The organism is Kitasatospora sp. NPDC036934 (assembly GCF_055608425.1).
Window position 1 is genome coordinate 49,470 of the sequence record NZ_JBVJQR010000027.1, and the last position, 12,776, is coordinate 62,245.

General features: G+C 74.7%; 10 protein-coding genes. 3 read left to right on the plus strand and 7 right to left on the minus strand.

The window, feature by feature from the left end; genetic code table 11:
* Positions 1–133: 133 nt before the first annotated feature.
* The 4 genes from cmk to ACZ7BZ_RS31060 form a co-directional block, all read right to left on the minus strand.
* Positions 134–871 (minus strand): (d)CMP kinase, encoded by a 738-nt coding sequence (cmk, locus tag ACZ7BZ_RS31045; RefSeq protein WP_380454874.1) that lies wholly within the window; start codon positions 869–871, stop codon positions 134–136.
* Positions 872–1,011: 140 nt separating this feature from the next.
* The gene (locus ACZ7BZ_RS31050; RefSeq protein ID WP_470361220.1) at positions 1,012–2,397 is read right to left on the minus strand and encodes a DUF4419 domain-containing protein; all 1,386 of its coding nucleotides are present in this window, start codon (positions 2,395–2,397) and stop codon (positions 1,012–1,014) included.
* Positions 2,394–3,494, minus strand: a complete 1,101-nt coding sequence (locus ACZ7BZ_RS31055) for a DUF4419 domain-containing protein (protein WP_470361221.1) — start codon at positions 3,492–3,494, stop codon at positions 2,394–2,396. The genes ACZ7BZ_RS31050 and ACZ7BZ_RS31055 overlap by 4 nt, the downstream gene beginning before the upstream one ends.
* 125 nt (positions 3,495–3,619) lie before the next feature.
* Positions 3,620–4,705, minus strand: a complete 1,086-nt coding sequence (locus tag ACZ7BZ_RS31060) for a prephenate dehydrogenase (RefSeq protein WP_380454871.1) — start codon at positions 4,703–4,705, stop codon at positions 3,620–3,622.
* 400 nt (positions 4,706–5,105) lie between these two features.
* Between ACZ7BZ_RS31060 and ACZ7BZ_RS31065 the strand changes: the two genes are divergently transcribed.
* From ACZ7BZ_RS31065 to ACZ7BZ_RS31075, 3 genes are read left to right on the plus strand one after another with little or no spacing between them, the layout of a single operon-like run.
* Positions 5,106–7,403 carry a DUF4139 domain-containing protein gene (locus tag ACZ7BZ_RS31065; RefSeq protein WP_470361222.1) on the plus strand — a complete coding sequence of 766 codons (2,298 nt, stop codon included), beginning with the start codon at positions 5,106–5,108 and terminating at the stop codon, positions 7,401–7,403.
* 3 nt (positions 7,404–7,406) lie between these two features.
* Entirely contained in the window at positions 7,407–8,954 is a 1,548-nt protein-coding gene (locus tag ACZ7BZ_RS31070; protein WP_470361223.1) for a mucoidy inhibitor MuiA family protein, read from the plus strand.
* Positions 8,955–9,007: 53 nt separating this feature from the next.
* Positions 9,008–9,370 (plus strand): DUF952 domain-containing protein, encoded by a 363-nt coding sequence (locus ACZ7BZ_RS31075; RefSeq protein ID WP_380454865.1) that lies wholly within the window; start codon positions 9,008–9,010, stop codon positions 9,368–9,370.
* A 27-nt stretch (positions 9,371–9,397) separates the two neighbouring features.
* Here the strand turns inward: ACZ7BZ_RS31075 and ACZ7BZ_RS31080 are convergent, their stop codons facing one another.
* The 3 genes from ACZ7BZ_RS31080 to scpB form a co-directional block, all read right to left on the minus strand.
* Positions 9,398–10,405 carry a TrmB family transcriptional regulator gene (locus ACZ7BZ_RS31080; RefSeq protein ID WP_470361224.1) on the minus strand — a complete coding sequence of 336 codons (1,008 nt, stop codon included), beginning with the start codon at positions 10,403–10,405 and terminating at the stop codon, positions 9,398–9,400.
* 226 nt (positions 10,406–10,631) lie between these two features.
* Positions 10,632–12,035 (minus strand): pseudouridine synthase, encoded by a 1,404-nt coding sequence (locus ACZ7BZ_RS31085; RefSeq protein WP_470361225.1) that lies wholly within the window; start codon positions 12,033–12,035, stop codon positions 10,632–10,634.
* 62 nt (positions 12,036–12,097) lie between these two features.
* A complete protein-coding gene (scpB, locus tag ACZ7BZ_RS31090; RefSeq protein WP_470361239.1) occupies positions 12,098–12,691 on the minus strand; it encodes an SMC-Scp complex subunit ScpB in 594 nt (197 codons plus the stop codon).
* Positions 12,692–12,776 lie beyond the last annotated feature (85 nt).

Genomic DNA, 12,776 nt, shown 5'->3' on the forward strand with positions numbered 1-12,776 from the left:
CTCAGATGGTCATGGTCAGACCGATCAGTTGATCAGTTGATCGACCAATGGGCCAATCGACCGGTCAGACCGATCAGCCAGTCCCGCCGGTCAGCCGGTCACGCCGGTCAGCCGGTCACGCCGGTCACGCCGGTCAGACCGACGACAGTCCGGCCCGCTCCTCCACCAGCGCGGTGATCCGCTCGATCACCTGCTCCAGGGTGAGCTCACTGGTGTCCACCAGCACCGCGTCCACGGCCTGGGCCAGCGGCGCCGTCTCCCGCGAGGAGTCGGCGGCGTCGCGTCGGGCGAGGTCGGCGGCCATCGCGGTGATGGTCGACTCGTCGACACCCTTGGCGCGCAGCTCGGCCGCCCGGCGCTCGGCCCGGGCCGCCTCGGAGGCGGTCAGGAACACCTTGACGGTGGCCTGCGGGAACACCACGGTCCCCATGTCCCGGCCCTCGGCGACGATGCCGCGCTCGGCGACCTCGGCGCAGCCGCGCTGCAGCTCCACCAGCCGGGCCCGCACCGCCGGCACCGCGGAGACGGCACTGACCTGCGCCGTCACCTCGGGGCCCCGGATCGGGCCGGAGACGTCCTGGCCGTCGACGGTGATCGTCGGCCCGTCGGCGTCCGTACCGGACACGATGACGGGCTTGCCGCAGGCGACGGCCACCGCCTCCGGGTCGTCGACGTCCACGTCATTGGCCAGCATCCACCAGGTCATCGCCCGGTACATGGCGCCGGTGTCCAGGAAGCTCAGGCCCAGCCGGGCGGCGACCGCCCGCGAGACGGTCGACTTGCCGGAGCCGGAGGGTCCGTCGATGGCGACGACGACCGGGGCGTGCGCTCGGTCGGCAGTGTCCACGGGGGCGAACCTCTCTCTGAGCATGCTGAGGCATGGAAGCCGACGCCTTCGCGGGCGAGCGGCCGGGGATTGTCTCCCTCAAGGTTAATGGACCGGCGCCGGACCCCGCCCCGGCCGGGTCACCACCCCCTCCACACCCGTCCCGGGCCCGCCGCCGTACCGATTCACCACCCCATCCCCGGCAGGACGTCCGCCAGCTCGGGCCCGGGCCCGGGCTCGCAGCCGACGACGCCGTCGCGCGGGTTCAGGATCCCGACGTACCACGGGCCGTCGGCGTCGAGCCGTGTGACGCAGCCCATCCCGAAGCGGATCAGGGCGATCGGCCGCCCCAGTTCCGCCCCGTTCAAGCCGTCCACGGCAAGGATCCCGTCCGTGCCGAGCAGCCGGGCGCCCGCCGACCCGCTCACCTCCCGCACCCGCTCGATCGTCCACCCCTCCGGCAGCTGGGCCGCCGCCAGCGCCGCCTGCTCGGCGGCCGGGTCCACCGGCTGCCGCTCCACCTCCAGCACCGCGTTCCCGAGCCGGGGCCGTACGTACTCGCCGTCCCGTTCGATCCCGAGCACCCCGCCGAGGAAGGCCATCGACCGTACCCCGCCCGGTGTCTCCCACTGGAAGGGCATCTTGGAGACGTGCGACGGGAACGCGTTCTCGGTGAACCGCGCCCGCCCGTCCCGCCAGCGGAAGTCCGTCCGCGGCTCCGGCCCGGAGAGCTTCTGGGTGTGGGCGAAGAAGGCGGTGATCCAGCCGGAGACGAAGTCCCCGCCGGACTCCGACTCCCGCTTGTACAGCGAGCGCCAGAACTCCTGGTCCACCGGCCCGCCGGCCGCCGTGGCCGCGATCTCCGCCAGCACCGGCCGCAGCCCGGCGAACCACGGGCCCAGCGGCTCGAACCACTCCGCCAGCTCGCCGACCCGCCGCGCCAGCAGCGCCCAGTCCTCGGCGGTGCCCTCCAGCCGGATCCTCGGGATGCCGCACAGCGTGACCCAGAGGAACTCGTAGTACGGGCTGACCGCGTCCATCAGCGCGACCAGCACCGAGGACACGTCGTCCGGCACCGTGGTCGAGAACGAGGGCCGGAACAGCTCCACCAGCTCCGGCCCGATCTCCTTCGCCAGCGGCTCCCGGACCAACCGGATCGACCGCGCCCAGTCCGCGTCGACGCTCAGCAGGCTGTCGTCCCTGACCTCGATGGTCCGCTTCGCACCGGGGGTGGCGCTGAACAGGCCCTCGTACCGCTCCGCGTCCAGTCGTACGTGCACCGCGACCTCGTGCACCACCGCGTACCAGAGCACGTCCGGCGACAGGCTGAGCGGCAGGTGCTCCGCGAAGGCGAGGTGCGCGGCACGCAGCAGCAGGCTCCAGGTCGGCTCCGCCTCCCCCGCCCGCGTCGCGTAGTGCTCCGGGGAGACCAGCAGCGTCCCCGTGCTGCGGTGCAGCAGCGCGAACTCCCCGCCGACCACCGCCGCCAGGAAACCGTCGTTCCCGACGACCTCCAGCTGCGCCGCGTCGCCCGGCGCCCGCCCGGCGCCGAGCGCAACCTCGATGATCACCGCACCTCCAGTACCGCGTGCCCCAGTCGGGGTCGCAGGAACTCCCCGTCCCGTTCGATCCCGAGCACCCCGCCGACGAAGATCATCGACCGCTCGACGCCCAGACGATCCCACACGAAAGGCACCGTGGACAGGTGCGAGGGGAAGTCGTTCACCGCGAAGGCGTCCCGGTGGTACGAGGTGCCGGCCGCCTCCCGCCAGTCGAAGGTCTGCCGCAGCCGGGGCCCGTCCGGGGACTGGGTGTGGGCGAAGAAGGCGGTGATCCAGCCGGTCACCAGCGGCCCGCCGGAGACCGACTCCCACTTGTACAGCGAGCGCCAGAAGCCCTCGTCGACCGGCCCGCCGGCCGCCGTGGCCGCGATCTCCGCCAGCACCGGCCGCAGCCCGGCGAACCACGGCGCCAGCCAGTCGAAGCGCTCCGCCAGCGCGGCCACCCGGGCCGCCAGCAGCTCCCAGTCCTCCGCCGTACCCTCCAACCGGACCCTCGGGATGCCGCAGCGGGTCTCCCAGCGGAAGTCGTAGTACGGGCTGACCACGTCCATCAGCGCGACCAGCACCGAGGACACGTCGTCCGGCACCGTGGTCGAGAACGAGGGCCGGAACAGCTCCACCAGCTCCTCCCCCAGCGCCGCCGCCAGCGGCTCCCGGACCAGCCGCACCGACCGCGCCCAGTCCGCTCCCGGGCTCGTACCGTCCGGCCCCGCCAGCGTGTCGTCCCGGACGACGAGCGCCCGCGACCGGTCCGCCGCGCCGAACAGCGCCCGGTAGCGCGGCGGGTACATCCGTACGTGCACCGCGACCTCGTGCACCACCGCGTACCAGAGCACGTCCGGCGACAGGCTGAGCGGCAGGTGCTCCGCGAAGGCCGCGTGGGCGGCGCGCAGCAGCAGGCTGCAGGTCGGCTCGGGCTCGACGGACTCCGGCTCGGCGAACTCCGGCGGCGTGGGCCGGGGCCGCTCCACCATCGCCGCCACGCTGCGGTGGTGGACGGCGAACTCCCCACCCACCACCGCCCGCAGGAACCGCTCGTTCCCGAGGTCCACCGGCTCCCCGGCGAACCTGTGCCGGGTGTCCCCCAGCGGCAACTCGATGATCACGCCCGCCCCCTCAGCAACTGGCCACCACCCGGACACCACCCGGCCCGCCACCCGACCGCCTCACCCCGACCCCGGCCACAGCCCCGGCCCCGGCCACGACCACGACCACGACCACCCGACGGGTGTCAGTCCCGAACGCTCCACCCGCTCGCGCGCAGCGTCGCCGTGAGCCGCTTGACGGCCATCGGCGCCACCGACAGTTGGACGAAGCCGACCTGCTGCCCGTCCGAGTGCTCGATCAGGACGTCCTCGATGTTCACCCCGGCCTCGCCGACCTCGCCGAACAGCCGGCCCAGCTCGCCCGGCTGGTCGCCGAGCACCACCGCGACGGTCTCGTAGCGGGTGGGCGGGGCGCCGTGCTTGCCGGGGATGCGGGCCTGCCCGGTGTTGCCGCGCCGCATCACCGCCTCGATGCCCTCTGCGCCGGTGCGGCGGGCGCCCTCCTCCCCGGCCGCCAGGGCGCGTAGCGCGCTGACGGTCTCGCCGAGATCGCCGGCGACCGCCTCCAGCACGTCGGCGACCGCGCCCGCGTTGGCGGACAGGATGTCGACCCACATCCCGGGGTTGGAGGCGGCGATCCGGGTCACGTCGCGCACGCCCTGGCCGGAGAGCCTTATGGCCGTCTCGTCGGCGTGCTCCAGCCGGGCCGCGACCAGCGAGGAGACCAGCTGCGGGGCGTGCGAGACCAGGGCCACCGCCCGGTCGTGCGCGTCCGCGTCCATCACGATCGGCACCGCGCCGCACAGCGCGACCAGCTCCAGCGCCGCGTTGAGGGTATCGGTGTCGGTGTCGGCGGTCGGGGTGAGCACCCAGGGACGGCCCTCGAACAGGTCGGCGCGGGCGGCCAGCGGCCCGGAGCGCTCGCGGCCGGCCATCGGGTGACTGCCGATGTAGTGAACGGTGTCCAGGCCGAGCGCGGCGATCTCGCTGCCCGGACCGGACTTCACACTGGCCACATCGGTGTACCAGTGCGCCAGGTTGCGGCGCTGGCAGTCCGCCAGCACCTTGCCGACCAGCGCCGGCGGGACGGCGATGATCGCCAGGTCCACCGGGCCCTCGGCCGGTTCGGTGATGCCCGCGCCGAGCGACTCGGCGGTGCGGGCGGCGTCCGGGTCCGCGTCCTCCAGATGGACGGTCAGCCCGCGGGCGGCCAGGGCCAGGGCTGCGGAGGTGCCGATCAGTCCGGTGCCGACGACGACGGCAGTGCGCATGGCGGGTGGCTCTCCTCGATCACGGTTCTCGACTGGACGGTTTGTCACTGGCGGTTCTCAACAGGTGCCGGTGTCACGACAGGAACCGGGGTCGACCGGGAGCACCCGGGCCCATCCTCCCACCCGACGGCCCCCGAAAACCCCCGACCCCGACAACCCCGCCGACAACCTTCGTCCCCGGCAACCCCGCCCACAACCCCCGGCACCCCCTGCCGCGACAACCCCCGCGCCTGGCAACCCCCGCCCCGGCAACCGCGGCACCCCGCACCCCCGTCCCACACCGTGCACACGCCGTGCCCCGGGAAATCCGGCGACGCCCGGCCCCGAGCGGGGCAGACTGGCCGCCCAGGGGGCGGCGGGGCGAGCCGCGACACACCGGACGCGAACGAAGGGGTTGCGCATGGACCATCAGCGGGATGACCAGCGGGACGCACAGCACAGCAGCCGGACCGGCCCGTCGGAACCCTCGGCCGCACCGACGCACCCGGCCGTACCGGCCCATCCGTCCGTCCTGGACTCCGTCGTGGTGTACGCCGAGGGCGCGGTGTGCCGACGCCGGGCCACCGTCCCCATCCCGCCCGACGGACGGCTGCGGCTGACCGGCCTGCCCAGCTCACTGCACGCCGATTCGCTGCGTGCCCGGGTGCTCACCGGCCCGGCCGGTACGGCGGTCGTCGAGGCCCGCCTCGAAACCCTCGCCGAACTCCACGAACCCGGCGAACTCCCGCTATTGCGGCGCGAGTTGGACGAGGCCATGGAGCGCCAGGGAGCGCTGAACGAGCGCCACCGGCTGGTCCAGGCCGCGATCGCCGAGACCGCCGCACTGCGCGCCGTCCCGCCCCAGCGCCGCCCCGCCGAACCGCTGCGCCGCACCCCGGCCGAGGCCTGGCTGGAGCTCGCCGACTTCGTCGACGAGCGGCTGGCCGGCCTCCAGGAACGCGCCGAGCGGCTCACCCAGGAGATCGAACTCGCTGACCACGAGCGCCAGTTGGCCGCCGACCGGCTGGACCGGGCATCCACCGCCGAGCGGACCGAACCCGTCCAGGCCGCCGACACCGTCCTGCTCACCCTGACCACCGCGCCCGACACCGACGCCGCCCTCTCCGGCGCTCCCGAACCCGAACCCGCTCCCGAACCCCAACTGGTCGAGCTGGAGCTGGAGTACGGCGTCCCCGCCGCCCGCTGGGTGCCCACCTACCGCCTCAGCCACCGCACCGGCGAGTCCACCGCCCACCTGGTCCTGCGCGCCGCCGTCGCCCAGCACACCGGCGAGGACTGGACGGGCGTCCGGCTCGCCCTCTCCACCGCCGACCTGGAGCGTCGCACCGACCTGCCCAGACTCGCCTCGCTGCGGATCGGCCGCAGCCAGCCCGCCCCGCCGCCCTCCGGCTGGCGCGAACCCCCGGCCGGCCTGTCCGACCTCTTCACCGGCTACGACGCGGCCGCTGCCGACCGCCCGACCCCCCGCCGCCCCGTCACCCGCGGCCCGGTCGCCCCGCGCCCGGTCCCGTCCCTCGCCGCCAAGCCCACCCGCCGCCGCGGGGGCCGCCCCGCCGGCCCGGGCCCCGAGTTCCTCGCGGACGAGGCCGCACCCACCGGCGGCGGCTCCCTCGGCGTCCCGGAGCCCGCCCCCGCACCCCCACCGCCCGGCTTCGCCGGCTACGGCGCCCCACCTGCGCTCAGCGCCCCCGCGCCCCAGGCGCCGGGCGGTGCCCCCGCGCCCCAGGCGCCGGGCGGTGCCCCCGTGCCCCAGGCCCCGGGAGGCGCCCCCGGCCCGCAGGCCTTCGGCGGCGCCCCGCCCCAGGAGTCCCGCCGGGCCCGCCGCAGCGCCGCCCCGCCCCCGGCCACCGGCGCCACCCCGGAGGCCGTCCTGCTCGACTACCCCGGCCTCCGGCTGGCCGGCCCCGACGACTCCTCCGGCCGCCGCGGCACGCTGCGCCCCGACCCGACCCGGGTCGAGCGCGACGAGCTGGAGCGGTTCCTGCCCGGCGGCCACGACGGCATCCACCTGGCCCAGCTCGCCCTCCCCCGCCACGCCGTCCCGCCCCGCGAGTCGGCCGGCTCCTTCGACCACCGCTTCGACGCCGCGGCCCGCGCCGACATCCCGTCCGACGGCACCTGGCACACCGTCACGGTGGACGGCATCCCGCTCTCCGTCCGCCCCGAGTACGTCACCGTCCCCGCCGTCGAACCGAAGGTGTACGCGACCCTGGTGCTCGTCAACCGCACCGACCGCGCCGTGCTGGCCGGCCCGGTGGAGGTCACCGTGGACGACGAGTTCCTGCTCACCGCCGCCCTGCCGACCCTCGCCCCGGGCGGCACCAGGAGCCTGGGCATCGGCGTCACCGAGAGCGTCGAGGTGGCGCGCCGCACCGAGCTGCACGAGTCCGCCACCGGCATGCTGAAGGGCAACAGCACCGTCCTCGACCACCGGGTGCACGTCCAGCTGGCCAACCGGCTCGGCCGCGCCGTCACGGTCGAGGTCCGCGAGCGCGTACCGGTCGCCTCGGACGCCGAGATCCGGATCGAGGAACGCGCCGACTGGCGGGCCCCGGCAGTCCCGACCCCGGAGTGCCCGGCCGGCACCCGGCTCTGGCGGGTCGAACTGCCGCCGGGCGGCCGCACCGAGCTGGAGGGCGGCTACCAGATCAAGATCCCGGCCGGAAAGGCCATCGTGGGCGGAAACCGGAGGAACTGACAGATGACCGAAGAGACCGTTCCCCTCCCCGTCACCGCCGTCACCTGCCTGGAGGACCGCGCCCAGGTCGAGCGCTCGGTGACGGTCGAGCTCACCGGTGGCGTCCAGCGGCTGCGGCTGGGCCCGCTCACCGCGCTGGCCGTGGACCGCACCCTGCGCGCCGAGGCCGCCGACCCCGGCATCCGGGTGCTGGAGGCCCGGCTGGTGCGCACCTGGTCCCCGCGCGCCCCGCTGCCGCCCGGCCCGGCGGACTCCGCACTGCGCCACCGGCTGCACGGGTTGGAGGCCGAGTCGCGGCTGGCGGAGCAGACCCGCGCCCGGCTGGAGGCCCGGCTCGCCCTGCTCGCCCAGCTGACCGCGGACCTGCTGCGCGAGATCGGCGAGGGCGCCGGCGTCGGCGAGATCGAGCGCACCCGCTGGGCCCGCGAGCTGGACCGGGTGGACGCCGAGCGCGAGCGCTACGGCGAGGAGCTGCGCACCACCCACTCCCGGCTGCGCCGCCTGGACCAGGAGCGCTCCCAGGCCCTGCTGGCCCTGGACGCGGCCGAGGAGGAGCCCGCCGAGCTGCACGCCCACCTGGAGCTCACCGTGGAGGCCGAGCGCCCCGGCCCGGCCGGGCTGACCGTCCACCACCTGGTGCCCTGCGCCCTGTGGCGCCCCTCCTACCGCGCCGCCCTGGACGCCGGCAGCCTGCGCCTGGAGTCGGAGGCGGTGGTCTGGCAGCGCACCGGAGAGGACTGGACCGGCGCCCGGCTGACCTTCTCCACCGCCCGCTCCGCCCTCGCCACCGACCCGCCCGCGCTCACCGAGGACGTCCTGTCCCTGCGCGAGCGCAGCGACGAGGAGCGCCGCACGGTCTCGGTCGAGCTGCGCGAGGAGGAGGTCACCACCCTCGGCCCGGGCGCCGCCGTCCCCGGCCTGGACGACGGCGGCGAGGTCCGGGTGCTGTCCGCCCCCGCCCCGGCCTCCGTCCCCTCCGACGGCCGGGCGCACCGGGTCCCGCTGGGTGCCTTCACCGTCCCGGCGGGCAGCGAGTACGCCTGCGCCCCGGAGCTGTCCCCGCTGGTCACCCAGGTGGTCCGGTTCCGCAACGCGGCCGGGCACCCGCTGCTGGCCGGACCGGTCGAGCTGGTGCGCGGCAGCGGCTTCACCGGCCGCGGCGCGCTGCGCTTCACCGCCGCCGGCGCCGACGCCGAGCTGTCCTTCGGCAGCACGGACGACTACCGGGTGGTCCGGGAGACGGACGAGCGCCGGAGCAGCGCCGCGCTGAGCGGCCGCCAGACCACCACCCGCACCGTCCGGCTGCACCTGTCCCGCTTCTCCGGCCCGGAGGAGCACGACGAGCAGCTGGTCACGGTGCGCGAACGGGTGCCGGTCTCCGAGGTGGCCGCGGTCGAGGTGCGGCTGCGCAAGGAGGAGTGCTCCCCGGTGCCGGACTCCCTCGACGCCGAGGGCATCGTCCGCTGGGACGTCCCGCTCGGCCCGGGCGCCCGCCGCAGCCTCACCCTGGTGTACGAGGTCTCCGCCGCCGCCAAGGTGGCCGGGCTGTGATCGGGAGGTCTCGTGACGACCGTTCAGAACCGGAAAGCGGGTACAAAAGGAACATGATCCTCCATCTCGCACCCTTGGACGACTGGCTGGCCGACCCCGGCCGCCCTTACGCCACCGCGTCGCTGCTCACCGACGGGTTCATCCACTGCTCGGCGGACGAGCAGACGGCGCTCGCGGTGGCCAACGCCTTCTACGCCGACACCCCGGACCCGCTGATGGTGCTGCTGATCGAGGAGGCACTGGTGGAGCCGATGGTGAAGTGGGAGGCCGCGCACGGCGCCCCACCGCCGGGGGCCACCCCGGGCGTCCTGTTCCCGCACATCTACGGACGGCTGAACCGCTCCGCCGTGCTCGGCCTGGAGAAGGTCGAGCGCGGCCCGGACGGCCGCTGGGCCTCCCTCAGCCCCTGGAGCTGAGCTCCTCCGAGGGGTCTCCGACAGGCCCTACAGCCACCCCCGCTCCCGGGCCGCCATCCCGGCCTGGAAGCGGGTGGTGGCGCCCAGCGAACGCATCAGGGCCTGCAGCCGCCGCTGGGTGGTCCGGGCGCTCCAGCCCAGCGAGCGGGCGATCGACTCGTCGGTCAGCCCGGCGGCCAGCAGGCCGAGCAACTTGCGGTGGTCGGCGTCCGGCTCCGGTGAGGCGTCCCCGGTGCCGATCGCGGCCTGGAGCTGCACGGCGCGTTCCCACTCCGCCTCGAACAGGGTGTCCAGCGCCTGCAGCAGCGCCGAGGGGTGGATCACGTAGGCCGCGTCCAGCACGCTGTCGCCGACGCTGATCGGGATGATCGCCATCCGGTCGTCCGAGATGATCATCTTCATCGGCAGGGTCGGCCGCACCCGGGCCTCCTCCCCGTCCGCGACGCCGACCAGGATGTTCCTCTCCAGCCGGCCGGGCCAGGCCACCGCCTCCCGGTCGTAGACGGTCCGGAACCGCAGCCCCTCCCGCAGCCGCCGCCGCTGCAGCGGCATCACCGCCACCGGGTCCTGGATGTACGGCGGGCGGTCGAAGCCGCGGACCTGGTACTGGCTGGTCCCGGTGATGTGCTCCAGCCGCTGGGCGATCGCCTCGCCGCCGGTCAGCACCTCCACCGAGTGCGCCGGGTCGGTGTAGCGCGAGGCTTCCCGGAAGGCGTCCATCAGCCGGTGCATCTCGGCCCGGGCGCTGCGCAGTTCGGACTCCCGGTGGCCGATCAGGGTCCCTATCGCCACGTCCGGGGCGACCGGCAGGTAGCGCTCCCGGTCCACCGGCGCCCGGGTGGCCATCCCCTGCTGCGCCAACCGGTCCAGCGCGCGCACGCTCTGCTGGAGCGTCAGGCCGCAGCTCCCGGCCAGCTCCTCCGCGGTGGACTGCGGACTGGCGACCAGCGCCGCGTACACCTGTCCGTCCGGCTCGGCCAGTCCCAACGGGCCGAGCGCGAGTCCGGCGGACCGCCCCAGTGCTGCATCGGACACGACGCCGTCTCCCCCTGTTCGCCCCGGAACACCCCTCCGGCGCCGGTGCTGGCGCGGTCCCGCCATGCGGCGGGGCGGTGGTCCGGTGGCCATCCTCGGCCACGGATCATGGCGCTGACAAGGCCGTGACCAGCGGTTGCGTCCCGGCTCACACACACGTCGGAGGGTCCCCCGCCACCACGGGCGGGGGACCCTCCGACGAACAACCGGTGAAGAAGCCGGGTTCTTACAGGCCGACCTCGTTCATCAGCTGGCCGACCTCCGGGTTGGTGAGCCGGCGCAGCCAGCCCGACTTCTGGTCGCCGAGCGCGATCGGGCCGAAGTGGGTGCGCACCAGCTTCTCCACCGGGAAGCCGACCTCGGACAGCATCCGGCGGACGATGTGCTTGCGACCCTCGTGCAGGGTCACCTCGACCAGGTAGTTCTTGCCGACGTTGGAGATCACCTTGAAGCTGTCGGCGCGCGCGTAGCCGTCCTCCAGCTCCACGCCCTGGGCCAGTCGCTTGCCCAGGTCACGCGGGATCGGGCCCTGGATGGCGGCCAGGTAGGTCTTGGTCACGCCGTACTTGGGGTGGGTGAGGCGGTGGGCCAGCTCACCGTGGTTGGTGAGCAGGATGATGCCCTCGGTCTCGGTGTCCAGCCGGCCGACGTGGAACAGCCGGGTCTCCCGGTTGGTCACGTAGTCGCCCAGGCACTGGCGCCCGTCCGGGTCCTCCATGGTGGAGACCACGCCGGCCGGCTTGTTGAGCGCGAAGAACAGGTAGGACTGGGTGGCGACGGTCAGGCCGTCCACCTTGATCTCGTCCTTCTCCGGGTCGACCCGCTTGCCCTGCTCGGTGACCTGCTTGCCGTTGACCGAGACCCGACCCTGCTCGATCAGCTCCTCGCAGGCGCGCCGGCTGCCGATGCCGGCCCGGGCCAGCACCTTCTGCAGGCGCTCGCCCTCGGGCTCGCCGAAGGTCTTGGGCAGCTTGACGGCCGGCTTGTCGTGCCGGGCCAGCACGGCGTCCTCGATCCGGGCCTGCAGCTCGCGCGAGCGCTGCGGCTGACGGCGCGGGTCGCCCGGGGCACCCTGGCCCTCCCGGCGCGGGCGCGGGGCCGGGCCGGGGCGACGGCCGGCGAAGCCGCCGCGGGCGGGGGTGGCGTTGGGGCCGCCGCCGAACTCGGGGCGGTCGTACTTGCGCTCCTCGGGCCGCAGCGGGCGGTCCGGGAAGCGACGGTCGTCACGCCGGTCGTCCCGGCGCCCGCCGTCCCGCCCGTACGAGCCACCGCGCGAACCCGAGCCGCCACCGTACGAACCACCACGCGAACCCGAGCCGGAACCCGAGCCGCCACCGTACGAACCACCACGCGAACCCGAGCCGGAACCCGAGCCGCCACCGTACGAACCACCACGCGAACCCGAGCCGGAGCCCGAGCCGCCACCGTACGAACCACCACGCGAACCCGAGCCGGAGCCCGAGCCGCCACCGTACGAACCACCGCCGTACGAACCGCCGCGCGAGCCGGAACCCGAGCCTCCGCGGCCGCCGCCGCTGCTGCCGCCGTAGGAGCCGCCCCGACCCCCGCCCTGTCCGCCGCGACCGCTGCCGCCGCCGCTGCTGTTCCTGCCGTTGCCACTGCTACGCATCAAAGTGTCCGTACGTCGTTCCGTCTGGGATGTGCGGTCGTTTCGGCCGACCTCACCTCCCCCTACCGATCAGGCGTTGCCCGATCGGCATCGCCACTGCCGTCCGCGGCCTGCGCGACAGCGGCGGCGACCGCCTCCGCGATCATCGTGCCCTCCAGGGACTCCGCTTCCACGTCGTCGACCTCGGGCAGGAAGGGAGCGAGCTCCGGCAGCTCGTCCAAGCCGCGGAGCCCCATCCGTTCCAGGAAGTAGTTCGTCGTCCGATACAGGATCGCACCTGTTTCGGGCTCGGATCCGGCCTCTTCCACCAGTCCTCGCTGTACCAGGGTACGCATCACGCCGTCACAGTTCACACCACGGACGGCGGAAACCCGGGATCTGGACACCGGCTGCCGGTAGGCGACCACCGCCAGGGTCTCCAGTGCGGCCTGGGTCAGCCGGGCCTGCTGGCCGTCCAGCAGGAAGCGGTCGACGGCCGCGGCACAGGTCTCCCGGCTGTAGAACCGCCAGCCGCCGGCCACCAGCCGCAGGTCGAAGCCGCGCCCCTGGGCGGCGTACTCGGCGGCCAGCTCGCGCAGCGCAGCGGCCACCGCGGCCCGCGGCCGCTCCAGCACCCCGGCCAGCCGGTCCTCACCGACCGGCTCGTCGACGACCATCAGGATCGCCTCCAGCTCGGCCTTCAGCCCCGGCCCGAGGGGCTCCGGCGCACCGGAAGTCGACGAGGCCGACTTCTGGTGCACC

Bases quoted from the DNA above. Each gene is read 5' to 3' on its own strand.
- cmk (WP_380454874.1), bottom strand. From the start codon at position 871: ATGCTCAGAGAGAGGTTCGCCCCCGTGGACACTGCCGACCGAGCGCAC.
- ACZ7BZ_RS31060 (WP_380454871.1), bottom strand. From the start codon at position 4,705: ATGCGCACTGCCGTCGTCGTCGGCACCGGACTGATCGGCACCTCCGCA.
- ACZ7BZ_RS31065 (WP_470361222.1), top strand. From the start codon at position 5,106: ATGGACCATCAGCGGGATGACCAGCGGGACGCACAGCACAGCAGCCGG.
- ACZ7BZ_RS31070 (WP_470361223.1), top strand. From the start codon at position 7,407: ATGACCGAAGAGACCGTTCCCCTCCCCGTCACCGCCGTCACCTGCCTG.
- ACZ7BZ_RS31075 (WP_380454865.1), top strand. From the start codon at position 9,008: ATGATCCTCCATCTCGCACCCTTGGACGACTGGCTGGCCGACCCCGGC.
- ACZ7BZ_RS31085 (WP_470361225.1), bottom strand. From the start codon at position 12,035: ATGCGTAGCAGTGGCAACGGCAGGAACAGCAGCGGCGGCGGCAGCGGT.
- scpB (WP_470361239.1), bottom strand. From the start codon at position 12,691: ATGGTCGTCGACGAGCCGGTCGGTGAGGACCGGCTGGCCGGGGTGCTG.